General features: G+C 63.4%; 26 protein-coding genes. 16 read left to right on the forward strand and 10 right to left on the reverse strand.

Annotated elements, in window-relative coordinates; all coding sequences use genetic code 11:
• Window positions 1-19 precede the first annotated feature (19 nt).
• The 4 genes from ISX93_RS08115 (at window position 20) to aguA (ending at window position 4110) form a co-directional block, all read left to right on the forward strand.
• Window positions 20-1111 carry an extracellular solute-binding protein gene (locus ISX93_RS08115; protein WP_195778213.1) on the forward strand — a complete coding sequence of 364 codons (1092 nt, stop codon included), beginning with the start codon at window positions 20-22 and terminating at the stop codon, window positions 1109-1111.
• Between the two features lie 13 nt (window positions 1112-1124).
• Window positions 1125-1784, forward strand: coding sequence for a TetR/AcrR family transcriptional regulator (locus ISX93_RS08120; RefSeq protein ID WP_195778214.1), 660 nt, complete (start codon window positions 1125-1127; stop codon window positions 1782-1784).
• Window positions 1785-2005: 221 nt separating this feature from the next.
• The gene (aguB, locus tag ISX93_RS08125) at window positions 2006-2887 is read left to right on the forward strand and encodes an N-carbamoylputrescine amidase (RefSeq protein WP_195778215.1); all 882 of its coding nucleotides are present in this window, start codon (window positions 2006-2008) and stop codon (window positions 2885-2887) included.
• Window positions 2888-3003: 116 nt separating this feature from the next.
• Window positions 3004-4110 (forward strand): agmatine deiminase, encoded by a 1107-nt coding sequence (gene aguA / locus ISX93_RS08130; protein WP_195778216.1) that lies wholly within the window; start codon window positions 3004-3006, stop codon window positions 4108-4110.
• A gap of 201 nt (window positions 4111-4311) precedes the next feature.
• On the opposite strand, the gene ISX93_RS08135 is transcribed toward aguA, so the two are convergent.
• The 6 genes from ISX93_RS08135 to ISX93_RS08160 all read right to left on the reverse strand — a co-directional run bounded on the left by ISX93_RS08135 (window position 4312) and on the right by ISX93_RS08160 (window position 6701).
• Window positions 4312-4959, reverse strand: a complete 648-nt coding sequence (locus ISX93_RS08135; RefSeq protein ID WP_195778217.1) for a DsbA family oxidoreductase — start codon at window positions 4957-4959, stop codon at window positions 4312-4314.
• A gap of 64 nt (window positions 4960-5023) precedes the next feature.
• Window positions 5024-5212, reverse strand: a complete 189-nt coding sequence (locus tag ISX93_RS08140; protein WP_195778218.1) for a YgaP family membrane protein — start codon at window positions 5210-5212, stop codon at window positions 5024-5026.
• A gap of 17 nt (window positions 5213-5229) precedes the next feature.
• The gene (locus ISX93_RS08145) at window positions 5230-5649 is read right to left on the reverse strand and encodes a YeeE/YedE family protein (RefSeq protein WP_195778219.1); all 420 of its coding nucleotides are present in this window, start codon (window positions 5647-5649) and stop codon (window positions 5230-5232) included.
• A gap of 2 nt (window positions 5650-5651) precedes the next feature.
• Entirely contained in the window at window positions 5652-6086 is a 435-nt protein-coding gene (locus ISX93_RS08150; RefSeq protein WP_195778220.1) for a YeeE/YedE family protein, read from the reverse strand.
• Window positions 6083-6409, reverse strand: a complete 327-nt coding sequence (locus ISX93_RS08155) for an ArsR/SmtB family transcription factor (RefSeq protein WP_195778221.1) — start codon at window positions 6407-6409, stop codon at window positions 6083-6085. The genes ISX93_RS08150 and ISX93_RS08155 overlap by 4 nt, the downstream gene beginning before the upstream one ends.
• Window positions 6390-6701 (reverse strand): hypothetical protein, encoded by a 312-nt coding sequence (locus ISX93_RS08160; protein WP_195778332.1) that lies wholly within the window; start codon window positions 6699-6701, stop codon window positions 6390-6392. Before ISX93_RS08160 ends, ISX93_RS08155 begins: the two co-directional genes overlap by 20 nt.
• Here ISX93_RS08160 and arcD point away from each other — a divergent pair.
• From arcD to ISX93_RS08205, 9 genes are all read left to right on the forward strand, one after another.
• Complete coding sequence (arcD, locus tag ISX93_RS08165; RefSeq protein ID WP_229732105.1) at window positions 6700-8127, forward strand: arginine-ornithine antiporter; 1428 nt, start codon at window positions 6700-6702, stop codon at window positions 8125-8127. The two genes, ISX93_RS08160 and arcD, sit on opposite strands and share 2 nt — an antisense overlap.
• Before the next feature lie 17 nt (window positions 8128-8144).
• Window positions 8145-9398, forward strand: a complete 1254-nt coding sequence (arcA, locus tag ISX93_RS08170; protein ID WP_195778222.1) for an arginine deiminase — start codon at window positions 8145-8147, stop codon at window positions 9396-9398.
• Window positions 9399-9511: 113 nt separating this feature from the next.
• Window positions 9512-10522 carry an ornithine carbamoyltransferase gene (locus ISX93_RS08175; protein WP_195778223.1) on the forward strand — a complete coding sequence of 337 codons (1011 nt, stop codon included), beginning with the start codon at window positions 9512-9514 and terminating at the stop codon, window positions 10520-10522.
• Window positions 10523-10810: 288 nt separating this feature from the next.
• Complete coding sequence (arcC, locus tag ISX93_RS08180) at window positions 10811-11737, forward strand: carbamate kinase (RefSeq protein ID WP_195778224.1); 927 nt, start codon at window positions 10811-10813, stop codon at window positions 11735-11737.
• Between the two features lie 137 nt (window positions 11738-11874).
• Window positions 11875-13203 carry a putrescine-ornithine antiporter gene (gene potE / locus ISX93_RS08185; RefSeq protein WP_195778225.1) on the forward strand — a complete coding sequence of 443 codons (1329 nt, stop codon included), beginning with the start codon at window positions 11875-11877 and terminating at the stop codon, window positions 13201-13203.
• A 10-nt stretch (window positions 13204-13213) separates the two neighbouring features.
• Window positions 13214-14140, forward strand: a complete 927-nt coding sequence (locus tag ISX93_RS08190) for an amino acid ABC transporter substrate-binding protein (RefSeq protein WP_195778226.1) — start codon at window positions 13214-13216, stop codon at window positions 14138-14140.
• A 431-nt stretch (window positions 14141-14571) separates the two neighbouring features.
• Entirely contained in the window at window positions 14572-16494 is a 1923-nt protein-coding gene (locus ISX93_RS08195) for a beta-ketoacyl synthase (RefSeq protein WP_195778227.1), read from the forward strand.
• A 146-nt stretch (window positions 16495-16640) separates the two neighbouring features.
• The gene (locus tag ISX93_RS08200) at window positions 16641-18035 is read left to right on the forward strand and encodes a DUF3336 domain-containing protein (RefSeq protein ID WP_195778228.1); all 1395 of its coding nucleotides are present in this window, start codon (window positions 16641-16643) and stop codon (window positions 18033-18035) included.
• Window positions 18036-18162: 127 nt separating this feature from the next.
• A complete protein-coding gene (locus ISX93_RS08205; RefSeq protein ID WP_195778229.1) occupies window positions 18163-18948 on the forward strand; it encodes a sulfite exporter TauE/SafE family protein in 786 nt (261 codons plus the stop codon).
• A 20-nt stretch (window positions 18949-18968) separates the two neighbouring features.
• On the opposite strand, the gene ISX93_RS08210 is transcribed toward ISX93_RS08205, so the two are convergent.
• From ISX93_RS08210 to nudE, 3 genes are read right to left on the reverse strand one after another with little or no spacing between them, the layout of a single operon-like run.
• Window positions 18969-19436: a thioesterase domain-containing protein gene (locus ISX93_RS08210; protein ID WP_195778230.1), complete on the reverse strand. Its 468-nt coding sequence runs from the start codon at window positions 19434-19436 to the stop codon at window positions 18969-18971.
• A gap of 14 nt (window positions 19437-19450) precedes the next feature.
• Window positions 19451-20272 (reverse strand): 3'(2'),5'-bisphosphate nucleotidase CysQ, encoded by an 822-nt coding sequence (gene cysQ / locus ISX93_RS08215; RefSeq protein ID WP_195778231.1) that lies wholly within the window; start codon window positions 20270-20272, stop codon window positions 19451-19453.
• Window positions 20269-20835 (reverse strand): ADP compounds hydrolase NudE, encoded by a 567-nt coding sequence (nudE, locus tag ISX93_RS08220; protein WP_195778232.1) that lies wholly within the window; start codon window positions 20833-20835, stop codon window positions 20269-20271. The genes cysQ and nudE overlap by 4 nt, the downstream gene beginning before the upstream one ends.
• Before the next feature lie 99 nt (window positions 20836-20934).
• Here nudE and yrfG point away from each other — a divergent pair, with 99 nt between their 5' ends.
• Window positions 20935-21591, forward strand: a complete 657-nt coding sequence (gene yrfG, locus ISX93_RS08225) for a GMP/IMP nucleotidase (RefSeq protein WP_195778233.1) — start codon at window positions 20935-20937, stop codon at window positions 21589-21591.
• 18 nt (window positions 21592-21609) lie between these two features.
• On the opposite strand, the gene cls is transcribed toward yrfG, so the two are convergent.
• A complete protein-coding gene (cls, locus tag ISX93_RS08230) occupies window positions 21610-23049 on the reverse strand; it encodes a cardiolipin synthase (RefSeq protein WP_308705309.1) in 1440 nt (479 codons plus the stop codon).
• 744 nt (window positions 23050-23793) lie between these two features.
• Between cls and ISX93_RS08235 the strand changes: the two genes are divergently transcribed.
• Both ISX93_RS08235 and ISX93_RS08240 read left to right on the forward strand, forming a co-directional pair.
• Window positions 23794-24474 carry a YceH family protein gene (locus ISX93_RS08235; RefSeq protein WP_195778234.1) on the forward strand — a complete coding sequence of 227 codons (681 nt, stop codon included), beginning with the start codon at window positions 23794-23796 and terminating at the stop codon, window positions 24472-24474.
• Between the two features lie 69 nt (window positions 24475-24543).
• Window positions 24544-25506 (forward strand): DUF808 domain-containing protein, encoded by a 963-nt coding sequence (locus ISX93_RS08240; RefSeq protein WP_195778235.1) that lies wholly within the window; start codon window positions 24544-24546, stop codon window positions 25504-25506.
• The last annotated feature ends 549 nt before the right edge of the window (window positions 25507-26055 follow it).

Here is a 26055-nt window from a genome sequence, read left to right on the forward strand (position 1 = left end):
GCTTTACGGATCGCTGCCCATGAAAACCCTGCTTGCCTGCCTGCTGTGCGCTGCACTCCCCGGCCTGGCGCTTGCCAGCCAAGAGAAGGTCATCTCCGTCTACAACTGGAATGACTACATCGATCCACAGGTACTGATTGATTTCGAACAGCAGACCGGTATCCATGTCGACTACAAGACCTTCAGCTCTACCGATGAGTTGCTCGGCGCCGTCGAGCGCGGTGAACCGTTCGACGTTATCGTCCCTTCCAACGACAACCTTCCCGCGCTGATCCAAGGCGGCAAGTTGCTGCCGCTTGACCAGGCCAGGCTGCCCAACAGCCAACACCTCGACAAGCAGATCCTCAACAAGCTCGCGGCTTTCGACCCGCGCAATCGCTATGCCATCCCCTACCTTTGGGGTTCCATCGGCCTGGCCATCAACACGCCCCAGGCGGAGGCCGCGCTGGGCGGACCGGTACCGCAAAGCTGGAGCCTGCTGTTTGATCCAGACCAGAGCGCGAAGCTCGCCAGCTGCGGGCTGAGCATGCTCGATGCGGCAACCGATGTGACCACACTGGTGATGAACTACAAAGGCCGCGCCCTGGCTGACAGCTCGCCGCGGCAGATCCAGAAAGCCGGCGAGACCCTGATGCTCGTCCGCCCCAACCTGCGCATGATCGACAGCGAGCTGTATATCGACGAACTCAACAACGGCAGCCTGTGCGTGGCGCTGGCGTATGTTGGTGACGCCCTGAATGCGGCAGCGGCCGGGCAGCCGGTCGAATTTGTCGTCCCCGAGGAAGGCTCGGTCATGTTTGTCGACAGCATGGTGATTCCCGCCAATGCCAAGCGTCCCGATCTTGCCCTGCAGTTTCTCGACTACATGATGCAGCCTGAAGTCGCAGCAAAAATCACCAGCGAGACGCTTTACCCCAATGCCAATGCCGATTCGGCCCAATTCCTCTCCGCAGAACTGCGCGCCCAGCCCGGTATCACCCTGGACAAGGAGACCCGCCGCCGGCTGTCGCTGATGCCAGAACTGGGTGCGGCCACTACTGCGCAGGTTGATGCGCAATGGGCCGCCTTCAAGGATGCCGCCCCTGCACCCGCCACGGCCAAAGCCCCCTGACACGCCGGGAATCATGAGCAAGCCCGGGGAACGTCCCCGCCCGCCGTCTTCACGCAAGCCGCGGGCCAGCAGCCAGGCGCGCATTGCGGCAATTCTTGCGGCAGTGCGCGCGCAACTGGCGGAACAGGGCACGGCGGCACTGTCGATCTATAGCGTTGCCGAACGCGCCGGCATCCCCCCGTCTTCGGTCTATCACTTTTTTGCCAGTGTCCCCGCCCTGCTCGAGGCACTGACCAGCGAGGTGCATGCCGCCTTTCGGGCCTGCCTGCAGGCCCCGGTTGATCATGCCGCCCTGCGTGACTGGCGCGACCTGTCCCGCATCGTCGAACTCCGCACACTGGAAACCTATGCCGCAGATCCCGCGGCAATGCAGCTGATCCTCGCGCAGCACGGCCTGACCGAAGTGACCCGGGCCGACCGCCGCCACGACGTGGAGCTGGGCCGGCAGCTGCAGCAGCTTTTCGCCCGCCACTTCCAGCTGCCGCCGCTGCCCGTGGATATCGATATCTTCACCCTGGCCCTGGAGCTCAGCGACCGGGTCTACGCCAGCTCGGTGCAGGAGCACGGCCGCATTACCCCGCGCATGGCTGAAGAGGGCATGCGGGTGTTCGATGCCTATCTGGCCCTGTACCTGCCCCCGCACCTGCCCAAGCACGACACCCCCACGGCCTGATCCGGCTGCCTGGCAGACCTGGCCAGCGGGGAAGCCTCGCCCCTTAATATCGATATTTATCGGATTTATAATCGTTCGGCGGCGCCCAATAGATATAATTTGATTTATTTGCCGATTTTTATCGAATATAAAGTAGATCACTGAGGTGCCGAGGCAACACAGCCTGAAGCAACCTCTGCTACTTTCAGCTGTCTCAACCCCATTGCTGCTCGAGGTGCCCCATGTCCCGCATTGTCTCCGTCGCTGCTACCCAGATGGCCTGTTCCTGGGATCGTGCCGCCAACATCGCCAACGCCGAGAAACTCGTGCGCCAGGCAGCCGCCAAGGGCGCCCAGATCATCCTGATCCAGGAACTGTTCGAAACGCCGTACTTCTGCCAGAAGCCGAATGCCGACTACACCCAGCTGGCCACCACGGTGGACGAGAACGAAGCCATTGCGCACTTCCAGAAAGTCGCCGCCGAGTTGAAGGTGGTGCTGCCGATCAGCTTCTTCGAGCGTGCCGGCCGGGCCCGCTTCAACAGCATTGCCATCATCGACGCCGACGGTTCCAATCTCGGGATTTATCGGAAAAGCCATATCCCGGACGGCCCTGGCTACCACGAGAAGTACTACTTCAACCCGGGCGACACCGGCTTCATGGTCTGGGATACCGCCTACGCCAGGATCGGTGTAGGCATCTGCTGGGACCAGTGGTTCCCCGAATGCGCGCGAAGCATGGCGCTGCTGGGTGCCGAAGTGCTGCTCTACCCGACCGCCATCGGCAGCGAGCCGCATGACCCGGGCATCACCTCGCGCGACCACTGGCAACGCGTGCAGCAGGGCCACGCCGGCGCCAACCTGATGCCGCTGATCGCCTCCAATCGCATTGGCAAGGAAGAGCAGGACGGCTACGACATCACCTTCTACGGCAGCTCCTTCATCGCCGACCAGTTCGGCAAGAAGGTGCAGGAACTCAACCAGACCGAGGAAGGCATCCTGGTGCACAGCTTCAACCTGACCGAGCTGGAAAAAATCCGCACTGCCTGGGGCGTGTTTCGCGATCGCCGGCCGAACCTGTACTGGCCGATCGCCACCCTCGACGGCGAAATGCCTTCCGAGTAAGCCGCCAGGCTCCCGCAGGATGGGTTGAGGTGCGTAGCGCCGATACCCATCGCCAGCCTTGATGGGTTATCGCTGAGTTCAACCCAACCTACACAGCTCCTCGTTTTGGTGACCGTATGACCACCCTCAACACTACCCCACGCGCCGATGGATTCCGCATGCCCGCCGAATGGGAACCACACAGCCAGACCTGGATGGCCTGGCCCGAGCGCCCGGACAACTGGCGCAACGGCGCCAAGCCGGCGCAGGCAGCCTTCAGCGCCGTGGCCCGCGCCATCGCCGAGTTCGAGCCGGTCACTGTCTGCGTGTCTGCCGGCCAATACGACAACGCCCGCGCGCGCCTGAACCACGGCAATATCCGCATAGTCGAGATGAGCACGGATGACGCTTGGGTGCGCGACACTGGCCCCACCTTTGTCAGCAATGCCGCCGGCGAAGTGCGTGGCGTCGACTGGACCTTCAATGCCTGGGGCGGTTTCGACGGCGGCCTGTACTGGCCGTGGCAACGCGATGACCAGGTGGCCCGCAAGGTCCTCGAGATCGAAGGCTGCCAGCGCTACCGCACCGAAGGCTTCGTGCTCGAAGGCGGCTCGATCCACGTCGACGGTGAAGGCACCCTGATCACCACCGAGGAGTGCCTGCTGAACCTCAATCGCAATCCACACCTCTCCCGCGAGCAGATCGAGGCGGTGTTGCGCGAGCACCTGGCCATCGACACGGTGATCTGGCTGCCCGACGGCCTGTTCAATGACGAGACTGACGGCCACGTCGACAACTTCTGCTGCTATGTGCGCCCGGGGGAGGTGCTGCTGGCCTGGACCGACGATGCCGGCGATCCGAACTATCCGCGTTGCCAGGCGGCCATGCGCGTGCTGGAATCTGCCCGCGATGCCAAGGGCCGCCCGCTGGTGGTGCACAAGATGCCGATCCCCGGGCCGATCCACGCCACTGCAGAAGAATGCGCCGGTGTGGATACCGCCGAAGGTAGCCAGCCACGTGATCCGTCGATCCGTCTGGCCGGCTCCTACGTCAACTTCCTGATCGTCAATGGCGGCATCATTGCGCCGCGGTTCGACGATCCGAAAGACGCCGAAGCCGAGGCCATCCTCAAGCGCCTGTTCCCCGGACATCGGGTAGTGCTGGTGCCAGGGCGGGAAATCCTCCTTGGTGGCGGCAACATCCACTGCATCACCCAGCAGCAACCTGCAGCGCAGCAGCGCTGAAAGGGCCTTGCCGCTCCCGTTTGGCGTCGCCAGGGATGGCCTCAGGCGCCGAGCACGCGCGGATAGCGGTGCAGCCGCCCGGGCCACGCACAGGCCAAACACCAGATGCACACTGCGGTTGGGCAGAATCGTCGCCAGCCCGAGTTGCCGGGGCAGCGCCACGCAAGTAGGCTGATAGCTGGCTGCGCGCTGGAGCGGGGATCAGGCGCTGCCGGCAATCTTGCGCAGCGCCTGCTCGAACACTGCCACCGGCTGGGCACCCTGGATCAGCTGCTGGTCATTGATGATCACCGCGGGTACGGCATGAATCCCATTGTCCTGATAGAACGCTTCCGCCTGGCGGACCTCTGCCGCGAATTCATTGCCTGCCAGAACCTCTGCCGCGCGCGCGGGATCCAGCCCCACCTCCTGCGCCAGCCTGGTCAGCACCGCGTGGTTCGAAGGGTTTTCGCCATCACTGAAGTAGGCCTTGAACAGCGCCTGTTTGAGCTGCAACTGGCGTCCCTGCAGTGCTGCCCAATGCAACAAACGGTGCGCGTCGAAGGTGTTGTAGATGCGGCTGCGCTGCTGCAAGCCGAACGCAAAGCCCAGCTCGGCACCGGCGGCACGGATGCGCTCGCGAACCTGCGCCGACTGCTCCGGCGTGGAGCCGTACTTCTCGCGCAAGTGTTCGTCGATCTCCTGCCCCTGCGCCGGCATCTGCGGATTCAACTCGAACGGCTGCAAGTGCAGATCAACCGAAACTGCAGTGCCGACCCGGGCAATTGCCTGCTGCAGCGCGTGCAGGCCTATGACACACCATGGACAGGAAACGTCGGAAACAAAATCGATTTTCAGATGCTGCGGCATGGGCGCTTCTTCCCTGCACGCCTGCCGGCAGCCCGCCCACTGCAGGCGGGCCTGCCGGGCCGGCTCAGTTGACCTTGCAGGTGCGGATACCCAGCAGCGAATACAGCGGGCAGGTACCAAATACTGCGGTAAGCAGCGGCACCAGGCCAACCCAGCCCCACGCCCCGATAAAGCCGGTAAGGGTCATGGCAATCAGCGTCATGCCAATCGCATAACGGGCCAAACGATCAATCCCACCTACATTCTTGCTCATGACATACCCTCCCCGGGTCAGCGATTGAGCTGGCGATCCAGCCTTTCAAACAACAGCATTCCTGCAAGCATAGCCGCACAGAACAGCACTACCTGCCAGTGGCCCGTGAGCAGGCTGGCAAGGGCCGGGCCGGGACAGAAGCCGGCAACGCCCCAGCCTACACCGAACAACAAGCTGCCCAACACCAGGCGCCGATCAATTTCACGCTTGACCGGCAGCTGCATGGGTGCGCCCAGTACGGAACGCTGCTGTTGCCTGGCCCAGGTAAATGGCAACAGGGCCACACCCATGGCGCTGGCCATGACCAGTGCCAGCGAAGGGTCCCATTGCCCGGCCAGGTCAAGAAAGGCCTGCACCTTGAGCGGGTTGGCCATGCCGGCCAGCAACAGGCCCAGGCCAAACACCAGGCCACTGACAAATGCACTCAGCTTCAGCATGCTCAGGCTCCCAGCAGATGACGCACGATGAACACAGTGGCAAAGCCACTCGCCATGAAGCACAGGGTGGCGACCAGCGAGCGACCGGACAGGCGCGCCAGCCCGCAGACACCATGCCCACTGGTGCATCCCGAGCCAAGACGGGTGCCAACACCCACCAGCAACCCGGCCAACAGCAAGCCTGGCCAGCCGACGCTGAACTCGATGGCCGGCAAACTGCTGAACAACTGCCAGACCAGTGGCGCCAGCAGCAAGCCGAGCACAAACAGCAGCCGCTCACCGGTCGGATCCCCCCCGCGCACCAGCAGCCCGCCCAGTACGCCACTGATGCCCGCCACGCGGCCATTCAGAACCACAAACAGGGCCGCTGCCAGGCCGATCAGCGCGCCGCCGGCCAGGGCCGTCCAAGGGGTGAAATGTGCCCAGTCGATTGTCATGCTCCGCTACTCCCGCAAAACAGTTGGTACAGCGTATTGATCACCGCCAGCGCCTGCGGGCTGCTGATGCGGTAGAAGATCTGCTTGCCCTCGCGCCGCGTATCCACCAGCCCCTCGCGCCGCAATACGGCCAGCTGTTGCGACAGGGTGGGCTGCAGAATCCCGAGCAGTGCCTCCAGCTCGCCGACACTGCGCTCACCTTGCGCCAACTGGCAGAGCAACAGCAGGCGGTCCGGGTTTGCCAGCGCCTTGAGCAACTGCCCGGCGTCTCCCGCCGCGGCGCGCAAGCGCTGGCTATCAAGTTCAAGCGTAGCGGTTTGCATGGTCTGCACAGCCATCAATTAACATTAGTACAATATATCCATGAATATTATGTTTTACAACCTCGTGAGGTTCGCTTGCTGCACGCAGGGCATTCATCCAACTGACATCTGGGCAGGCTAGAAAGACCCAACGCGCATTTGACCGCCAGCCGTAGCCGCATATGCTGATAAAGCCACTTGACCGCGCAGCACCCTTGACCTGCATCAACGGGCTGCCGGCCGGAAAGGGCAATCTGGTCCACGGGATGCTTGCCAACGCCGTCTCCACCATTAGAAGGAAGCTAATCATCATGAGCGACTCAACCAACAAACTCCGTCTCGGCGCGCTGATCGCGCTGGTGGTGGGCTCAATGGTCGGCGGCGGCATCTTCTCGCTGCCGCAGAATATTGCCGCCAGTGCCAGTGCCGGCGCCGTACTGATCGGCTGGGCGATCACCGGGGTGGGCATGCTGACCCTGGCCTTCGTGTTCCAGACCCTAGCCAACCGCAAGCCGGAACTGGATGGCGGGGTGTACGTCTACGCCAAGGCCGGCTTCGGCGACTACATGGGCTTCTCCTCGGCCTGGGGCTACTGGATCAGTGCCTGGATCGGCAACGTCAGCTACATGGTGCTGCTGTTCAGCACCCTCGGCTATTTCTTCCCGGTGTTCGGTGAAGGCAATACCGTGGCGGCCATCGTCTGCGCTTCGATCCTGCTCTGGCTGTACCACTTCCTGGTGCTGCGCGGGATCAAGGAAGCCGCCTTCATCAACACCATCACCACCATCGCGAAAATCGTGCCGCTGGTCATGTTCGTGGTGATTGCCGCCATCGCCTTCAAGCTCGACCTGTTCACCACCGACTTCTGGGGTGAGGGCAATGTCGAGCTGGGCAGCGTGATGGACCAGGTGCGCAACATGATGCTGGTCACCGTCTGGGTATTCATCGGCATCGAAGGTGCGAGCATCTTTTCCGCCCGTGCCGAGAAGCGCAGCGACGTCGGCAAGTCCACCGTGATCGGCTTCATCGGCGTGCTGCTGCTACTGGTAATGGTCAACGTGCTGTCGATGGGCATCATGCACCAGCCGGAGCTGGCGGCCCTGCAGAACCCGTCGATGGCCGGCGTGCTGGAGCATGTGGTTGGCCCCTGGGGTGCCGTGCTGATCAGCGTCGGCCTGGTCATCTCGCTGGTCGGAGCTCTGCTGTCCTGGACCCTGCTGTGCGCCGAGATCCTCTTCGCCAGTGCCAGCGACCACACCATGCCGGCCTTCCTGCGCAAGGAAAACGCCAACAAGGTTCCGGCCAATGCCCTGCTGCTGTCGAACCTGATGATCCAGCTGTTCCTCGTCATCACCCTGTTCAACGACGCCACCTACCTGAAGCTGCTGTACCTGGCCACCTCGATGATCCTGGTACCGTACTTCTGGTCGGCCGCCTACGCCTTGCTGCTTACAGTGCGTGGCGAGACCTATGAGACCGATTCGGCCGATCGCACCAAGGATCTGCTGATCGCCGCCCTGGCGACTGTCTATGCAGTCTGGCTGGTGTATGCCGGCGGCATCCAGTACCTGCTGCTGTCCGCCCTGCTCTATGCGCCGGGCGCCATCCTGTTCGCCAAGGCCAAGATGGAGCTGGGCAAGCCGGTGTTCACCGGCATCGAGAAAGTCATCTTCGCCGTGGTTCTGGCCGGGGCCGTGTATGCCGCCTATGGCCTGTATGCCGGCTTCCTGGAAATCTGATTCGAGAGGCGTTCAACATGAGCAAAGTAAAACTCGGCGTTCACTCTGAAGCCGGCACCTTGCGCAAAGTAATGGTCTGCTCCCCCGGTCTGGCGCACCTGCGCCTGACCCCGGGCAATTGCGATGAACTGCTGTTCGACGACGTTATCTGGGTCAACCAGGCCAAGCGCGACCACTTCGATTTCGTCACCAAGATGCGCGACCGCGATGTCGATGTTGTCGAGATGCACAACCTGCTGACCGAAACCGTACAGAACCCCGAGGCACTGAAATGGATTCTCGATCGCAAGATCAATCCGGATCAGGTCGGCGTGAGCATGCTGGACGAAATCCGCAGCTGGCTGGAAGGAATTGAACCGCGCCATCTGGCAGAGTTCCTGATTGGCGGCGTCTCCATCGCCGACCTATCCAAAGGCCTGGGTGAGAACGCCAGCCTGAACTCTTTTGCCGAGTTTGCCGGGCCATCCAGCTTCATCCTGCCGCCCCTGCCCAATACCCAGTTCACCCGTGACACCACCTGCTGGATCTACGGCGGGGTAACGCTCAACCCGATGTACTGGCCGGCACGCCGTCAGGAAACCCTGCTGGCCTCGGCGATCTACAAGTTCCACCCGGACTTCACCAACGCCGAATTCGAGGTCTGGTGGGGCAACCCGGACGAAAATCATGGCGCCTCCACCCTGGAAGGCGGTGACGTGATGCCAATTGGCAATGGTGTGGTCTTGATCGGCATGGGTGAACGCACCTCTCGCCAGGCCATTGGCCAGGTGGCACAGGCGCTGTTCGCCAAGGGTGCCGCCCAGCGCGTGATCGTTGCCGGCCTGCCCAAGTCGCGCGCCGCGATGCACCTGGACACGGTATTCACCTTCTGCGACCGCGACCTGGTCACCATCTTCCCGGAAGTGGTCAACCAGATTGTGGCCTTCAGCCTGCGCCCGGACGAAAGCAAGCCCGGCGGCATTGATGCGCGTCGGGAACCGAAGCCCTTCCTCGAGGTGGTAGCCGAATCGCTTGGCCTGAAGAAGCTGCGCGTGGTGCAGACCGGCGGTGACAGCTACGAAGCCGAACGCGAGCAGTGGGACGACGGCAACAACGTAGTCTGCCTGGCACCCGGCGTGGTGGTCGGCTATGACCGCAACACCTACACCAACACCCTGCTGCGCAAGGCTGGGGTGGAAGTCATTACCATCAGCGCCGGCGAGCTTGGTCGCGGGCGTGGCGGTGGTCACTGCATGACCTGCCCGATTATTCGCGACCCGATTGATTACTGATTTGCGCTAAGTCCGTAGGGTGGAAAATCCGCAACGCGGTTTTCCACCTGCCCCCCCATGCGGTGGATAAGGCCTGCGGCCATTATCCACCCTACCCGATGGAGATACGCCCCATGGCTTACAACATGCACAACCGCAACCTGCTCAGCCTGATGCACCACTCCAAGCGCGAGCTGATGTTCCTGCTGGATCTGGCACGCGACCTCAAGCGGGCCAAGTACAGCGGCACCGAAACCCAGCACCTGAAGGGCAAGAACATCGCGCTGATCTTTGAAAAAACCTCGACGCGCACCCGCTGCGCGTTCGAAGTGGCCTCCTATGACCAGGGCGCCAACGTGACCTATATCGATCCGAATTCCTCGCAGATCGGGCACAAGGAAACCATGAAGGACACCGCCCGCGTGCTCGGCCGCATGTATGACGCCATCGAGTACCGCGGCTTCAAGCAGGAGATCGTCGAGGAACTGGCCAAGTTTGCCGGCGTGCCGGTGTTCAACGGCCTGACCGACGAATACCACCCGACGCAAATGCTCGCCGACGTGCTGACCATGCGCGAGCACAGCGACAAGCCCCTGCACGACATCAGCTATGCCTACCTCGGCGATGCGCGCAACAACATGGGCAACTCGCTGCTGCTGATCGGCGCCAAACTGGGCATGGACGTACGTATCGCCGCACCAAAAGCGCTGTGGCCGCATGATGAATTCGTCGCCCAATGCAAGGCCTTTGCTGCCGAAAGTGGTGCGCGTATCACGTTGACCGAAGACCCGAAAGCTGCAGTCAAGGATGTCGACTTCATCCACACCGACGTCTGGGTCTCCATGGGCGAACCCGTGGAAGCCTGGGGCGACCGCATCAAGTTGCTGCTGCCGTATCAGGTCAACGCCGAGATGATGAAAGCCAGCGGCACCCCGCGCACCCAGTTCATGCACTGCCTGCCGGCGTTCCATAACACCGACACCAAGGTCGGCAAACAGCTGGTGGCGCAGTACCCGTTCCTTGCCAACGGCGTGGAAGTGACCGAAGAAGTGTTCGAATCGCCGGCCTGCATCGCCTTCGACCAGGCGGAAAACCGCATGCACACCATCAAGGCGGTGATGGTCGCCACGCTGGGCAACGTTTAAACCCAGATAGTTCAATAGGACGCGAGATGATGGCGAGGGCAGTTGCGAGACAGTTTGGTTGCTTGGGAGAAGCTCATAGCCAGTCTATGGGCGCCGACCAAGCGGCCAAAATGGCCGCAAATGAACCGCCATCGCTCGCGTAGGCTCGCAGAGCCGCCTAATGGACTATCTGGGTTAAAGCAATTCCATGCCGTCCGTAGGGTGGAAACCGCCGCTTGCGGCTTTTCCACCAGGCGGGCTCTGGTGGATAACGCTGCGCGGTTATCCACCCTACCGAGGAGAAAATCCATGCGACTAGTGATCGCTCTGGGCGGCAACGCCCTGTTACGTCGCGGCGAAGCCATGACCGCGGAAAACCAGCGCGACAACGTGCACATCGCCTGCGAGCAGATTGCCAAGGTCGCTCCCGGCAACCAGCTGGTGGTAGCCCACGGCAACGGTCCTCAGGTCGGCCTGCTGGCCCTGCAGGGCAATGCCTACGATGCCAAGAACCCCTACCCGCTGGATGTGCTCGGCGCCGAGACCGAAGGCATGATCGGTTACATGATCGAACAGGAGCTGGGCAACCTGCTACCCTTCGAGGTGCCTTTCGCCACCCTGCTCACCCAGGTCGAGGTGGATCCCGAGGACCCGGCCTTCCAGCACATGACCAAGCCGATCGGCCCGGTTTACCCGAAAGCGGAAGCCGAGCGCTTGGCCGCAGAAAAGGGCTGGACCATCGCTCCGGATGGTGACAAGTTCCGTCGCGTAGTGGCCAGCCCAAGGCCCAAGCGCATCTTCGAGATCCGCCCGATCAAATGGTTGCTGGAAAAGGGCACCATCGTCATCGCCGCCGGCGGCGGCGGCATTCCGACCATGTACAAGGACGGCAAGCTGATCGGCGTGGAGGCAGTGATCGACAAGGACCTCTGCTCGGCCTTCCTGGCCAAGGAACTGGAAGCCGAGTTGCTGGTGATCGCTACCGACGTGGATGCCGTGTACATCGACTGGAGCAAGCCGACGCAGAAAGCCGTGGCCCAGGCCCACCCGGATGAGCTCGATCGCCTTGGCTTCGCCGCCGGCTCGATGGGACCGAAGGTTCAGGCAGCCTGCGAGTTCGCGCGCGAAACCGGTAAAGTAGCAGTGATCGGCTCATTGCCGGATATCGAAGCCATCGTCCAGGGCACCGCCGGGACGCGGATCAGCACCGCCACCCCGGGTATCCGCTATCGGTAGCGCGACCCAATGTAGGTTGGGTTGAGCGCAGCGAAGCCCAACGGCGCGATCAGCGTACGAGCATATGCCCCGCTCGTTGGGCTTCGGCGCAAGCGCCTCAACCCAACCTACAGCAAGTAAAAAACAAGGACGCCGCCATGGCTGAAGCAAACAAGAAAATGAGCCTGGCCGGGCTGACCACGCTGGTCATGGTCAACATGATGGGCTCGGGAATCATCCTGCTGCCTTCGAGCATGGCCCAGCTTGGCGCCGTTTCATTGCTCTCGTGGATCGTCACCGCGATCGGCTCGATGTGTATTGCCTACTGTTTTGCCCAGTGCGGCATCTACTGCAACCGACCGGGCGGAATGTCGGCCTACAGTGAAGAGGCCCACGGCAAGTCGGCGTTCTTTCTCTGCTCCTACCTGTATTTCCTCTCGCTGGTGATCAGCAACGTCGCCATCAGCATCGCCGCAGTCGGCTACCTGACGCCTTTCGTGCCGTGGCTGGGCAGCGGATCGATGCCACTGTTCATCGGCACCCTGAGCATGATCTGGCTGACCACCTTCGCCAACTTCGGCGGCGCCAGCCTGACCGGACGACTGGGTTCGATCACGGTCTGGGGCATCATCATCCCGGTGGCCGGGCTGAGCATCATCGGCTGGTTCTGGTTCTCCCCGAGCGTGTTTGCTGAAGCCTGGAATCCCAACCAGTTGGCCGTCAGCGACGCCATTACCAGCAGCATTCCGCTGACCCTGTGGGCCTTCCTCGGCATGGAGTCGGCCGCACAAAACTCCGACGCCGTGGACAACCCCACGCGCAACGTGCCGCTGGCCTGCCTGTTAGGCACCCTCGGTGCGGCGGTGGTTTATGTCCTGTCGACCACCGTCATCCAGGGCATCGTGCCGAATGCCGAACTGGCCAATTCCAGTGCGCCGTTTGCGCTGGTCTATGCGCAGATGTTCAACGAAGGCGTCGGCGATGTAGTGATGGCACTGGCCGTGCTGGCCTGCCTCGGCTCGCTGCTCGGCTGGCAGTTCACCCTGGCGCAGACGGCCAAGGTGACCGCTGATCAGGGCATGTTCCCCGGCGTGTTCGCCCGGGTGAACCGCCTCAATGCGCCGCTGCTGGGCCTCATCTGCTGCGCCATCCTGCAAAGCCTGATCGCCCTCTCGACCATCTCGCCGAATGTCAGCGAACAGTTCGGCAAACTGGTCAACCTGGCCGCCGTGACCAACCTGATCCCCTACGTGACCGCACTTTCCGGCCTGCTGGTGATCATGTACAAGGCGCAGGTCGAGCTGGCCGTGTTCCGCCGCAACAGCCTGATCCTGCTGGTCGGCATGGCCTACTGTTTCTACGCACTGTATGCCTCGGGGATGGATGCCATGTTCGGCGCGGCTCTGGTCATGGTGGCGGGTTACCTGTTGTTCGGCATCATCGCCAAACGCTTTGTCGCCGCCATCGACAACCTCAAGCAGGCATAGGAGCTCGACCATGACCCACGCCCACACCTGCACGTCGCGCACCTTGCCGCGCCTGCTGGCGCATGCGCTGTTGCTGTTCGGCTGCCTGCTGCCCCTCGCGGCAGCCGCCGATACCCTGCAACGGATCAAGGACAGCAACACCTTCACCCTGGGCTTCGTGCCCGGCTACGCGCCCTTCTCCGAAGGCGATTCCAAGGTCGCCAACGGCTTTACCATCGACCTCTGCCTGCAGGTCGCCGAACGCGTGAAGCAGCACCTGGCATTGCCGGAACTGCGCGTGCGTTATCAACCGGTGGCCATCGAGCAAATGCTCAACGCCGTAGCTGACGGCCAGGTCGACATCCTCTGCAGCCCGGTGGATGAGACCCTGCAGCGGCGCGAGCAGGTGAGCTTCTCGCAGCCGGTGATCACCACGGGACTCGGAGTCATCGTGCGCAGCGATGCGCCGCCGACGCTGCTCGGGCCGTTGCAGAACCAGCTGGTCGATACGGGGCCGCTCTGGCGCGGCAATGCCGGCCAGGCGTTGAACCGTTTCAGCTTTGCCGTGCTGGGGGCAACCCGCAGTGCCGACTGGGCGCGCCAGCGCATCCGCGAACTGGGCCTGAAGTCCGAGCTGGTGCTGGTCAGCAGCAGCGCCGAAGGCATCCGCATGGTGGCCGACGGCCAGGTCGATGCCTTCTTCGACGACCGCCTGGTCCTGCTCAACAGCCGGGCCGAACAGGCCGAGCCGGAGCGCTTCACGGTTCCCGCCAAGCTGTTCGATGAAACCCCGGCTGCCCTGCCGCTGGCGCGTGGCGACGAGGATTTCCGCCTGCTGGTCGACACCGCGCTGAGCGGGGTATTCCGCTCGCCGCTGGGGGCGACGATCTATGCCAAATACTTCGGCGAACCCAGCGCCCAGACCCGCCTGCTGTTCCGCCTCTACTCGCTACCCTAGCGGCGCCGGAACCAGCCGACGCACGACAGCGGCGGCGGATGCACTCGGCCGACTGATCGGCAAACGCCCGCGCCCGATTGCACAGGACGAGCTGCCGCAGCTTACGCTGCAGGTTTTCGGCAGTTAGGCAACACCCTGTCCCGGCACCTTGCAGCGCGCCATGTGCTGCCGGCAAATGGCCACGACCGACTCAGCCGTCAGCCCGACGCTCTGTCGCGGGCCGACCAGGACGCGGGCCCCCACCGCCGGGGGTCTCCGCTGATCAGCTTCGGATGGCGCGGATAGACGCTCATCACCCGCGCCAGATCAAAAGCGTGACCAGACAGTCATGCCTTGCGTCACCTACCCACACAAAACCGGCCAGCCGCCCTTATCATTTGCTGGCCAACTGTTTCCGCGCTTTGCCGTGGTCCACCCAGGAGTTCAGTTTGATGTCGCGTTTACCCGTTATCGTCGGCTTCGGCGGCTACAACGCCGCCGGCCGCAGCTCATCCCATCACGCGTTCCGCCGCATGGTGCTGGAATCGCTGGACAGCCAGAGCCGCCAGGAAACCCTGGCCGGGCTGGCGGTGATGATGAAGCTGGTCAAGGTGGTCGATGGTCAGTACCAGACCCCCGAAGGCACGCCACTGACGCTGGCCGAACTGGAGTCCCGCTTTACGGATGCCATCATCGCCGGCACGCTGATCCGCCGCATCGAGAAGCGCTATCTGGATGTCGATGCGGCGCCCTGGCAGAAAAACCTCAACCTGACCGGCACCGCCGGCAAGCCGCTGGAATTCATCACCCTGCGCAAGCACCTGCCGGAGCCGCTGCCGAGCGACTGGATCGTCGAGGAGCTTAATGAAACCGATGTCCAGGTGACCCTGTACGACGGCTGCGACATCAAGGTCGACAGCTTCCGCGCCCTGCCGGTGAAGTCCGCCGGCCAGTTGCCGACCGGCTTCGACCCCGCCGAGTTGTATGCCTCGCGCTTCCATCCGCGCGGCCTGCAGATGGCGGTGGTGGCGGCCACCGACGCGCTGCGCTCGACCGGCATCGAGTGGTCGACCATCCTCGAACACGTGGCCCCCGACGAAGTGGCGGTGTATGCCAGCAGCGCCATGAGCCAGCTGGATGAAAACAGTTTCGGCGGGCTGATGCAGTCGCGCCTCAAGGGCGGCAGGGTGACCGCCAAGCAACTGGCACTGGGCCTGAACAGCATGCCGGCGGACTTCATCAACGCCTACGTGCTGGGCAGCGTCGGCAGTACCGGCAGCATCACCGGCGCCTGTGCCAGCTTTCTCTACAACCTGCAGAAGGGCATCGAGCAGATCGGCGCCGGCAAGGCGCGGGTGGTGATCGTCGGCAACAGCGAGGCACCGATCAACCAGGAGTGCATCGACGGCTACGGTGCCATGGGCGCCCTGGCCACCGAGGACGGCCTACGCCAGATCGAGGGCCGGGAGCAGGGCGATCAGAACGAGGTAGATTGGCGCCGTGCCAGCCGCCCGTTCGGGCAGAACTGCGGCTTCACCCTGGCCGAGTCGGCGCAGTTCGTGGTGCTGATGGACGATGCACTGGCACTGGAACTGGGTGCCGATATCCACGGCGCGGTAACCGACGTGTTCGTCAATGCCGACGGCTTCAAGAAATCGATCTCCGCCCCCGGCCCGGGCAACTACCTGACCATGGCCAAGGCGGTGGCCAGTGCCATGCAGATCGTCGGCGAAGAGTCCGTGCGCCTGCGCAGCTTCGTGCATGCGCATGGCTCCAGCACCCCGGCCAACCGGGTCACCGAATCCGAACTGCTGGATCGCATCGCCGGCACCTTCGGCATTGCCGACTGGCCGGTGACGGCGGCCAAGGCCTATGTCGGTCACGCCCTGGCCAGCGCCAGTGCCGATCAGCTGATTTCTGCGCTGGGCAGCTTCAAGTACCAGCTGATTCCCGGGATCAAGACCATCGACGCCATCGCCGACGACGTGCACCGCCAGCACCTGAGCATCTCACTGGTCGACGTGCCGCGCACCGCGCAGCCACTGGAGGTGTGCTTTATCAACTCCAAGGGCTTTGGCGGCAACAACGCCAGTGGCGTGGTGCTGGCACCGGAGGTGGTCGAGCGCATGCTGCGCAAACGCTACGGTGCCGAGAGTTTCGCCGCCTACTGCGACCGCCGCGAACACACCCGCGCGGCCGCGCAGCAATACGACCAGCGGGCCCTGCACGGCCAGTTCGACATCCTCTACAACTTCGGCAACGACCAGATCGACGACCGGCAACTGCGCATCACCCCGGAAAAGATTCAGGTTCCCGGCTTCAGTCGGCCGTTAATGTTCTCGAAGGACTCGCGTTATAGCGATATGCTGGACTGAGACGGCGCAATATCCGGACATTCTGCAGGGGAATAATGCGTCATTCGAACGACTAATGGCGCATTGGGCCTGGCCTGCCAATCCGTCACACTCGGCAGCTTGATTGATCAATAAACGCCGCCGCCAGCCCACTGGAAATTCCGACCATGAGCAGTCTTAGTGTGAACAACGCCATCGAGCAGACCAAGCAGAGCGGGCTCAAGAAAGCCAAGGCCGGCGGCTACAACCTGCGCCTGATCCGCAATCGCCTGAACGCGGTCAAGGCCGCGCGCCAGCACCACGACAACCGCGAATTGCTCTTCGTCATCAACGAGGGGGTGCACGGCAATCTGGGCGGTATCGGCAATGCCGACCTGTTCAAGCGGGCGACCCAGGAAGAGCGCGCGCTGATCCGCGAATACCTCACCGAAACCACACTGGCCCTGCATGACCTGGCGGACAGCAAGTCCCCGGACATCTCCAGGGCGGAGAAGATTGATCTGTTTCGCCGGGCCAGCCAGTGCTATGGCCACACCGCGCTGATGCTGAGTGGCGCGGGCAGCCTGACGCCCTACCATATCGGCGTGATCCAGGCCCTGCACCTGCACGACCTGCTGCCGCGGGTGATTTCCGGCTCGAGCGGCGGCGCCCTGGTTGCCGGCATGCTGGGGAGCCGCAGCCCGGCGGAGCTGCATGCCATCCTCGAGGGTGATGACCTGAGCGCGCTGATCGGCGACACCCTCGCCAATCTGGAAAACGATGCACAACCGCAGCAGCGCTGGAGCCTGCTGCCAAGATTGCATACCGAGGAAACCCTCAAGCGCATCGTCGAGGCCTGGATTCCTGACCTGACGTTTGGCGAGGCCTTCGAGCTGTCCGGCATCACCATCAACATCTCGATCACCCCGGCAAGCATTGTCGGCTCATCGCGACTGCTGAACGCCACCACCTCACCGCACGTGTTCATTCGCGAAGCCGTCCGCGCTTCATGTTCCGTACCGGGCGTATTTCCACCGGTGGAACTCTGTGCCAAGGGCTATGATGGCCAGCGCCGCCCCTATATCGGCGGGCAGAAGTGGGTCGATGGCTCGGTCGGCCTTGACCTGCCGTCCCGCCGCCTCGGCCGCCTCTACGGGGTCAATCACTTCATCACCAGCCAGACCAACCCTGCGGTGCTGTGGGCAGTCAAGCACGTTGGCAATGCCGGGCCCAACGGCAAGCGGGCCATCGAGTGGGCCACCGACGTGTTTCGCGCCAACCTCAAGGCCATCCAGCCGGTCACCAGCAGCCTGACGGCGCGCTTTCCGTGGATCAAGGCGGTCAACCACATGTTCTATTCCGTGGCCGGCCAGGAATACACCGCGGACATCAACATTCTGCCCGGCAGGAAGATTCTGGGCATCCATGAGGTGCTCTCCCCGATCACCCTGCAACAGGCCGAAGCCCTGATCAGTGATGGCCGAAAGCAAACCCAGGCACAGATCGAGCTTATCCGGAACTGCACCATGATCCGCAAGGCGCTGGATCAAATCCTCGTTCGGTATGGGCAGGAGATAATCTGACTGGCTGCACCGCCTCAACTTAAAATACAGTTATAAGCAAGAAACGAATCAATATAAAAGCTTATAAAAAGTGTTGTTATGATGCCCGCCTCCCCACTCGCCCCACACGGGACAGGCAGAGCAGCTAATGGAAGTCGGCGTTGTTGGTTTGGTCATCGCAGGTTTGCTGGTCGGCTTCATCGTCGGCATGACCGGCGTGGGCGGTGGCTCCCTGATGACGCCCATCCTGTTGTGGTTCGGCATCAATCCGGCCACGGCGGTGGGCACCGACCTGCTGTATGCCGCCATCACCAAGTCTGGCGGCATCTATGTGCATCAGCGCAACAAGAACATCGACTGGACCATCACCGGGTGGCTGACCCTCGGCAGCGTGCCCGCTGCGGCCCTGACCCTGTGGCTACTGCATAGCCTGCATACCGATACCCAAGCCATGAATGCGGTGATCAAGCAGTCGCTGGGGGTCGTCCTGCTGCTCACCGCGCTGGCGATCCTGTTCAAGCAGCAATTGCTGGCCTTCGCCCACAAGCATGCCGGCGACCGTTACCACCTGAGTGGTTTCAACCTGAACCTGCTGACCGTAGTCACGGGCCTCATGCTCGGAGCCATGGTCACCCTGACCTCGATCGGTGCGGGTGCGCTGGGCACGGTTGCGCTGTTTATCCTCTACCCGTTTCTCGCCACCAAGCGCCTGGTCGGTACCGAAATCGCTCACGCAGTGCCGCTGACCCTGGTCGCCGGCCTCGGCCATGCCAGCATGGGCAACATGGACTGGCACTTGCTGGGCTACCTGCTGATGGGCTCGCTGCCCGGCATCTATCTGGGCAGCCACCTGTCCGGACGAATTTCCGATCAGATCCTGCGCCCCTGCCTGGCCACCATGCTGGTCTTTATCGGCTACAAGCTGGCGTTCTAAGCCCGGCCGCGCACGGCCGCTCAGGCTGCTTCTCCGCCACCCTGCAGGACGAATTGCCCGCTGAACAGCACCGCCACCTCGCCGCGGGGATCGAGCAGGCGCGTGTTGAGCTGCAGGCGCGCCAATCCGCGCCGGGCAAAGGTGGCAACAAACTTTTCCCAGGCACCGTCCGCCGGCGCCGAGCAACAAGCCAGCGCATCGCCGGTCACCGGCAACAGGTAGCTGATCTGCGCATCCTTGATCACCAGCGCGCCATGCAAACCAGCTTCATGCAGGCGCAGGTGCAGCCAGCCCCAGCCGGCCAGCAGCGCTCCGCAGTACAGGCTGCCACCGAACATGGTGCTGTGCAGGTTGCAGTTGGGCTGCAGCGGCAGCCGCAGGCGCAGTTCGTGATCCTGCCAGCTGTCGACCCGCAGCTGCATGGCACGGCTCAGCGGAATGTCCCGGTGCAGCAAGGCTTCGAGCAACTGCTGCGGCTCCTGGTTCATCGATGCTCTCCTGCTCAGTCCAGCGCACGTGCCAGCTGGATCAGCTCGTCGCGCCAGGCGGCGGCTTGCGGCAAGGCGATGAACGACGGATTGAGAAAGGACTCGCGCGCCTCGTAGGTCAGCGCCAGTCCCTTGAGGTCCAGCACTTCGCCGGCAGCACCTTCGAGCACGCCCTGGGCAGCTGCGGTATCCCACTGCGAGGTGGGCGCCAGCCGCGGATAGCAGTCGGCATTGCCTTCGGCAAGCAGGCAGAATTTCAAGGAACTGCCGACGCTGGCCAGCTGCAGGTCACCGAAACGCTCGCTCAGCCCCTCGAGCAGGCGTTCCTGCGCTGGGCTGGAATGGCGACGACTGGCAACCACGGTAAAGGCCTCGGCCGGTGCAATCCGCACACTGACCGGCAGCGCCGCGGCCTCTGCCTCTGCGCGCCAGGCGCCCAGACCGGCACCGCCGAAGTAGCAGCGGCCGGTGGTCGGCATGCCGACCACACCAAACACCACGCGGCCCTGCTCGATCAACGCCACATTGACGGTGAACTCGTCGCTGCCGGAGATGAACTCCTTGGTGCCATCCAGCGGATCGACCAGCCACCAGCGCGTCCAACCGGCGCGCTCGGCCAGCGGAATGTCGGCGGCCTCCTCGGACAGAACCGGGATCTCCGGAGCCAGCTGCTGCAAGCCGGCCAGCAGCAGATGATGCGCGGCCAGGTCGGCGGCGGTCAGCGGCGAATCATCCAGCTTGGCAGTGACGCTGGTGTCGCAGCGCCAGTAAGGCAGGGTGGCCGCGCCCGCCTGCCGCACCAGTTCGACCACGGCCGGCAGATAGGGGTGACTCATAAACTGAACTCTCCACGCTGAACAAGAATATCGCGCGCCAGGTACAACGCGGCCAGCGCGCGACCTTCGCTGAATTGGGGATTTTGCACCAGCGCGGACAGTTCGCGCAGGCTGACCCGGTCCACCCGCAACGGCTCCGGCTCGTCACCGGGCAGGCTTTCCGGGTACAGGTCGCGCGCCAGCACCACCTGGATCTTCTGGCTCATGTAGCCGGGCGAGAGCGACAGTTCGGCCAGATGCTCGAGCTGCCGGGCACCGAAGCCGGCTTCTTCCTTGAGTTCCCGATTGGCCGCCTCCAGCACGTCTTCGCCGGGCTCGACCAGGCCCTTGGGCAATGACACCTGATAATCATCGGTGCCCCCGCAGTACTCTTCGACCAGCAGCGCATGCTCGCGGTCGGCCATTGCCACGATCATCACCGCGCCATAGCCACTGCCCTTGCCGACCAGCCGCTCATAGGTGCGCTCGACGCCATTGGCAAAGCGCAGCTGCAACTCCTCGACCCGGAACAGGCGGCTGCTGGCGACGATCTCGCGGGCCAGCACTATGGGTTTCTGACGCATCAACTAACTCTCCCGAACGACGGGTTATCATACCCGCGCCAGCCGCTGCTGGCCGCCCCCGCAACACAAAGAAATGCTCATCAACCGCGAGAGACCGACATGCCGCTATTGCCCTGGGACGAGATCGACACGGTTTTGCTGGACATGGACGGCACCCTGCTCGACCTGCACTTCGACAACCACTTCTGGCTGAGCCACCTGCCGCAGCGCTATGCCGAACACCATGGCATCAGCCCGCAGCAGGCCGCCGACGAACTGCTGCCACTGTTCCGCCAGCATGCTGGCCAGCTGAACTGGTACTGCACGGATTTCTGGAGCCGCGAGTTGCAGCTGCCGGTGAGCGAACTCAAGCGCGAAGTGGCGCACCTGATCGCCCTGCGCCCGGATGCCGACACCTTCCTTGCCGCGCTCCGCGCCGCCGGCAAACGTGTGGCGCTGATCACCAATGCGCACCGCGACTCGCTGTCGCTGAAACTCGAGCGGGTCGAGCTGGCACCCTACTTCGAGCGCCTGATCAGCTCCCACGACTACGGCTTTGCCAAGGAAGACCAGCAGTTCTGGTTCGCCCTGCAGCAGGACTTCGGCTTCGTCCCCGGGCGCACGCTGTTCATCGACGACAGCCTGCCGATCCTGCGCAGCGCCCGTGATTACGGCATCGCCCACCTGCTGGCAGTGCGCCAGCCGGACAGCCGCAAGCCGGAGAAGGACACCGAGGAGTTCGCCGCCGTGACGGACTACCGCGCACTGCTGCCCTGAGCCGCCGGAATCCGCGCCTCAGAGGATCGGCGAGAGCAGCCGGGCCACGCGCATGCCCAGCCGCTGCAGGTGGCTGACCTGGTAGCGCGCGGTGTAGGCCTGTTCCGCGGAATGGGCAAAATCCTCCAGCAGCATCTCTTCCACCTGCGCGGCAAAGCCGGCATCGATGGTCAGCAGCATGACCTCGAAATTCAGCCGGAACGAGCGGTTGTCCAGATTGGCGCTGCCGATGGCGGCGATATCCTGATCGACCAGCACTACCTTCTGATGCACGAAGCCCGGCTGATAGCGGTAGATGGCCACCCCCGCCTTCAACGCATCCTCGGCGTACTGGTTCGAGGCGGCATAGACGATCCGGTGATCGGGCCGCGAAGGCAGCAGAATGCGCACCTCCACGCCGCGCAGCACGGCCAGGCGCAGGGCACCCAATACCGCTTCATCCGGCACGAAGTACGGGCTGCTGATCCACAGGCGCTGACGCGCCGCATTGATCAGGGTGACAAAGAACAGCGAGCAGGTCTCCTGCGCATCCGCCGGCCCGGACGTCGCCAGCTGGCAGAGCATGCCGTCCGCGGCGAGATCCTCGGGCATCAGCAAGGGCGGGATGTCACGGCTGGCCCAGAACCAGTCTTCGGCAAACGACTCCTGCAGGCAGGTCAGCACCGGTCCGCTCACTTCGATATGGGTATCGCGCCAGGGTGCCAGCGGTGGCTTGCGGCCCAGGTACTCGTCGCCCACGTTGTGCCCGCCGAGGTAACCCAGGCGGCCATCCACCACCACGATCTTGCGGTGATTGCGGAAGTTCAGCTGGTAGCGGTTGCGCAAGCCGCGACGCGTGGCAAAGGCATGCACATTGACCCCGCCGGCGCGCAGGGTATCGCTGTAGTCCGCGGGCAGGGCATGGCTGCCGACGCTGTCATACAGCAGGTACACCGCCACCCCGGCGGCCGCGCGCTCCAGCAGCAACTGCTGCAGGCGACGGCCCAGCGCATCGTCATGCACGATGAAGAACTGCACCAGCACGACCTTGCGGGCGGCCGCGATGGCGGCGAAGATCGCCGCGAAGGTGGCCTCGCCATTGACCAGCAGGCGTACCTGGTTATGCGCCAGCAAGGGCATGTGGGCCAGCCGGGTCACCGCATTCAGGCGCTCGGCGGCGCTGGCCATCTCGGCGCTCTTGGCCTTTTCCACCCAGGGCCGCCAGTCACTCGCGGCCAGCGCCTGCTGCATCGCCAGATCCGCTTCGCGCCGCGAACGCACATAGCTGTCGAAGCGGTTGCGGCCGAAAACCAGGTATGGCAGCAGGGTTAGCACGGGCATGAACACCAGGGCAATCGCCCAGGCCAGGGCACCCTGCGCGGTACGCACCTTCATCACCGCATGCCCTGCCGCCAGCACACCGAGTCCCTGCAGCAGCGCATACAGATAGCCCAGCAGCACCACACTGTCGTGTTCAATGACCAAAGCCGATCCCCCCTGAACTGCCGCCATGATGCTGCGCGCGACAGGCGCAAGTACACCGCTGGATTTTTTCACCGCCGGCTGCTGCAACCACCCCGCGGCAATCGTGGCCTGCGCGAGGCTTCAAAACCGCAGAATCCTAAGGTGGATATGGCTATAGCCAATCCGTATAACTTGCAGCGCCAAACCAGCCTAGCCTTTGGATTAGGGAACTGCACAGGAGGGGTTGCATGCAGATAAACGGATCCAACAGCAGCCTGTCGCTCCCGGCTCGAGACATCAAGTAGTCGCACAGTTAGCGTCGTTGCCTGCAACACCGGTTAGTCCGGAACAGGTGTGCTGCGCTTACTGCCGAATGACTGCCTGAGCCGGTCAAGTGCCAGGTCAGCAGCAAATACAACCAGACTGAACGCCGCACGCCTGCCGCCCGGCTTTTCACAGCTGATACCCGTGACCACAGATCGAATGCACTTTCGCGCTACCGGGCAAACAGCGGAGCTGTTCGACAACGACGCAGTACGCAGGCTGGACAATGATGATGAGAGCGGTCGGCAACGGCCCATGAATATGCCGGGCAAACCGGAGCTTCACCCTGACAAACGCGCCCGATCCACAAGCATGGATCCGCACCAAACAGCCGCCCAAGGGCGGCTGTCTCATTTCTGCGCTTCCGCGAAATGTTCTCCAACCGCGCCGCCAACAGCTAGGCTGGCAACTTCCGCTCTTCCAAGGACGCCCGCCATGAGTGATGCCGCAGCACTGCCGCCAGCCAACCAAGCCTTTGCCGAACAGCCGCTGAGTCCGGGCGAGGCACGCATCCTCGGCTGCCTGATCGAGAAGCAGGCAACCACTCCGGAAACCTACCCACTGACCCTGAATGCCGTGGTCATCGCCTGCAACCAGAAAACCAGCCGGGAGCCACTGATGAACCTTCATCCCGGCGAAGTCGGCAAGGGCTTGCGCAGCCTTGAAGCCCGCGGCCTGGCGCGGCTGGTCATGGGCAGCCGTGCCGATCGCTGGGAGCAGCGCTGCGAAAAACAGCTGGAACTGGTGCAGGCCCAGGTCATCCTGCTCGGCCTGTTGCTGTTGCGCGGCCCGCAAACCCTCAACGAGCTGTTGAGCCGCAGCCAGCGCATGCATGACTTCGACGACAGCGCCGAACTCGAGCACCAGTTGCAGCGCCTGGCCAGCCGCGGTCTGGCCTGCCTGTTGCCGCGCCAGCCGGGACAGCGCGAAGAACGCTACATGCACCTGCTCGGTACTGCGGCCGACCTGCAGGCGACCCTCAGCGCCAGCCCGGGCGAGCGCACCGCCAGCCGCGAGCATGCCGACCAGCGCCTCACCCAGCTGGAAGCGCGCATCAGCGCACTGGAAGCGCGTCTGGCGCGGCTCGAGTCGAGCGACGGCGAAGACCCGGAGTAACCCCCCTGGTCTTTACTGCTCGTGGCCAATGACTTCTAATCGCCGCTCATTTTGCCCAGGAACCTTGCCATGGCCGGTAGCAGCCTGTTTACCCTGATCGACGATATCGCCAGCGTGCTCGACGACGTGGCCCTGATGAGCAAGGTGGCGGCGAAGAAAACGGCCGGGGTACTGGGTGACGATCTGGCGCTCAACGCCCAGCAGGTCACCGGGGTCAGCGCCGATCGCGAACTGCCGGTGGTCTGGGCGGTGGCCAGGGGCTCCTTGCGGAACAAGCTGATCCTGGTACCGGCAGCCCTGCTGATCGGCAGCCTTGCACCCTGGGCGGTGATCCCGCTGCTGATGCTCGGCGGCGCCTATCTCTGCTATGAAGGCTTCGAGAAGCTGGCGCATAAATACCTGCACAACGCCACCGCCGAGCACGCTGAACTGCTGCAGGCGCTTAACGATCCGGCAGTCAACCTGCTGGATTTCGAGAAAGACAAAATCACCGGCGCGATCCGCACCGACTTCATCCTCTCGGCGGAAATCATCGTGATCACACTCGGCACGGTGGCTGGCGAACCGTTTATCAAACAATTCAGCGTGCTCGCCTTGATCGCCGTGGTGATGACCGTCGGCGTCTACGGTCTGGTGGCTGGCATCGTCAAACTGGATGACGCCGGCCTGTACCTCAGCCACAAGGCTTCCCGCGCATTGCGCGCACTCGGCAGGCTGCTGCTCGGCGCGGCGCCCTGGCTGATGAAAAGCCTCTCGGTTATCGGTACTGCGGCGATGTTCATGGTCGGCGGCGGCATCCTCACCCACGGCATTCCGGCCGCGCATCACCTGATCGAACAACTGGCCAGCAGTGCCGCGCAGTGGCCGGCTATCGGGCCGCTGCTGGGCCTGCTCACCGCCCCCATGCTCAACGGCATCGCCGGCATTCTGGCTGGTGCCGCGGTGCTGCTGGCGGTCAGTGGCGCCCAGCACCTGCGCGGCCTGCTCAAAGGCGAGAAAGCCCCGGCAAAGGCTGACAAGGTTCATCACTGAGGCCCGGGGAAAAATGGTGGATGGTTGCGGATTGGAAATCCGGTGCTGATTTGTTGGCTGGCGCAAGCTTCGAGTCTGGCCGAAACACAGCTTTTCGCCCTGATGGCGAGTTACTTTCTCTTTGCTTGTGCAAAGAGAAAGTAACCAAAGAGAAAGCACCCCCGGCATCCGGCCCCGAGCGCTGCGCCCTCGGGGTGCGTTCGCTCCATCGGCGCTCCAGGGGCCCGCTGCGATGGGCCGTCCATGGCCCAGCGCAGCTTTCGCGGCATCCATGCCGCTCAACCCCTTCCACACCGATTCCGCTCACCCTCCTGACGGGACTGTCAGTCCGTGCAAATCAGGAAATTCATCGATCGGTTTGGTAGGGCGGGTGCAACCCGCCCTACACCAGCGGTGCGGCTGGCGACCGGCCCCGTCAGGAGGCCGAGCAGAGGTGTTGCGCAGCAGGTTTCGAGGCAGGACGCCGAGAAAGCTCCGATGGACCATGGATGGTCCTTCGGAGCGTGCCTGCGGAGAAGCGCCGGCGCGAGGGAAGTCTCGCGTAGCGAG

Source organism: Pseudomonas sp. N040, from assembly GCF_015637705.1.
Taxonomy (GTDB): Bacteria; Pseudomonadota; Gammaproteobacteria; order Pseudomonadales; family Pseudomonadaceae; genus Aquipseudomonas.

Bases quoted from the DNA above. Each gene is read 5' to 3' on its own strand.
- ISX93_RS08120 (WP_195778214.1), top strand. From the start codon at position 1,125: ATGAGCAAGCCCGGGGAACGTCCCCGCCCGCCGTCTTCACGCAAGCCG.
- ISX93_RS08210 (WP_195778230.1), bottom strand. From the start codon at position 19,436: ATGAACCAGGAGCCGCAGCAGTTGCTCGAAGCCTTGCTGCACCGGGAC.
- ISX93_RS08195 (WP_195778227.1), top strand. From the start codon at position 14,572: ATGTCGCGTTTACCCGTTATCGTCGGCTTCGGCGGCTACAACGCCGCC.
- cysQ (WP_195778231.1), bottom strand. From the start codon at position 20,272: ATGAGTCACCCCTATCTGCCGGCCGTGGTCGAACTGGTGCGGCAGGCG.
- arcA (WP_195778222.1), top strand. From the start codon at position 8,145: ATGAGCAAAGTAAAACTCGGCGTTCACTCTGAAGCCGGCACCTTGCGC.
- nudE (WP_195778232.1), bottom strand. From the start codon at position 20,835: ATGCGTCAGAAACCCATAGTGCTGGCCCGCGAGATCGTCGCCAGCAGC.
- ISX93_RS08135 (WP_195778217.1), bottom strand. From the start codon at position 4,959: ATGCCGCAGCATCTGAAAATCGATTTTGTTTCCGACGTTTCCTGTCCA.
- ISX93_RS08235 (WP_195778234.1), top strand. From the start codon at position 23,794: ATGAGTGATGCCGCAGCACTGCCGCCAGCCAACCAAGCCTTTGCCGAA.
- ISX93_RS08205 (WP_195778229.1), top strand. From the start codon at position 18,163: ATGGAAGTCGGCGTTGTTGGTTTGGTCATCGCAGGTTTGCTGGTCGGC.
- ISX93_RS08145 (WP_195778219.1), bottom strand. From the start codon at position 5,649: ATGCTGAAGCTGAGTGCATTTGTCAGTGGCCTGGTGTTTGGCCTGGGC.
- ISX93_RS08200 (WP_195778228.1), top strand. From the start codon at position 16,641: ATGAGCAGTCTTAGTGTGAACAACGCCATCGAGCAGACCAAGCAGAGC.
- potE (WP_195778225.1), top strand. From the start codon at position 11,875: ATGGCTGAAGCAAACAAGAAAATGAGCCTGGCCGGGCTGACCACGCTG.
- yrfG (WP_195778233.1), top strand. From the start codon at position 20,935: ATGCCGCTATTGCCCTGGGACGAGATCGACACGGTTTTGCTGGACATG.
- aguA (WP_195778216.1), top strand. From the start codon at position 3,004: ATGACCACCCTCAACACTACCCCACGCGCCGATGGATTCCGCATGCCC.
- arcC (WP_195778224.1), top strand. From the start codon at position 10,811: ATGCGACTAGTGATCGCTCTGGGCGGCAACGCCCTGTTACGTCGCGGC.
- ISX93_RS08190 (WP_195778226.1), top strand. From the start codon at position 13,214: ATGACCCACGCCCACACCTGCACGTCGCGCACCTTGCCGCGCCTGCTG.
- arcD (WP_229732105.1), top strand. From the start codon at position 6,700: ATGAGCGACTCAACCAACAAACTCCGTCTCGGCGCGCTGATCGCGCTG.
- ISX93_RS08160 (WP_195778332.1), bottom strand. From the start codon at position 6,701: ATGATGATTAGCTTCCTTCTAATGGTGGAGACGGCGTTGGCAAGCATC.
- ISX93_RS08155 (WP_195778221.1), bottom strand. From the start codon at position 6,409: ATGCAAACCGCTACGCTTGAACTTGATAGCCAGCGCTTGCGCGCCGCG.
- aguB (WP_195778215.1), top strand. From the start codon at position 2,006: ATGTCCCGCATTGTCTCCGTCGCTGCTACCCAGATGGCCTGTTCCTGG.
- ISX93_RS08150 (WP_195778220.1), bottom strand. From the start codon at position 6,086: ATGACAATCGACTGGGCACATTTCACCCCTTGGACGGCCCTGGCCGGC.
- ISX93_RS08175 (WP_195778223.1), top strand. From the start codon at position 9,512: ATGGCTTACAACATGCACAACCGCAACCTGCTCAGCCTGATGCACCAC.
- ISX93_RS08140 (WP_195778218.1), bottom strand. From the start codon at position 5,212: ATGAGCAAGAATGTAGGTGGGATTGATCGTTTGGCCCGTTATGCGATT.
- ISX93_RS08115 (WP_195778213.1), top strand. From the start codon at position 20: ATGAAAACCCTGCTTGCCTGCCTGCTGTGCGCTGCACTCCCCGGCCTG.
- ISX93_RS08240 (WP_195778235.1), top strand. From the start codon at position 24,544: ATGGCCGGTAGCAGCCTGTTTACCCTGATCGACGATATCGCCAGCGTG.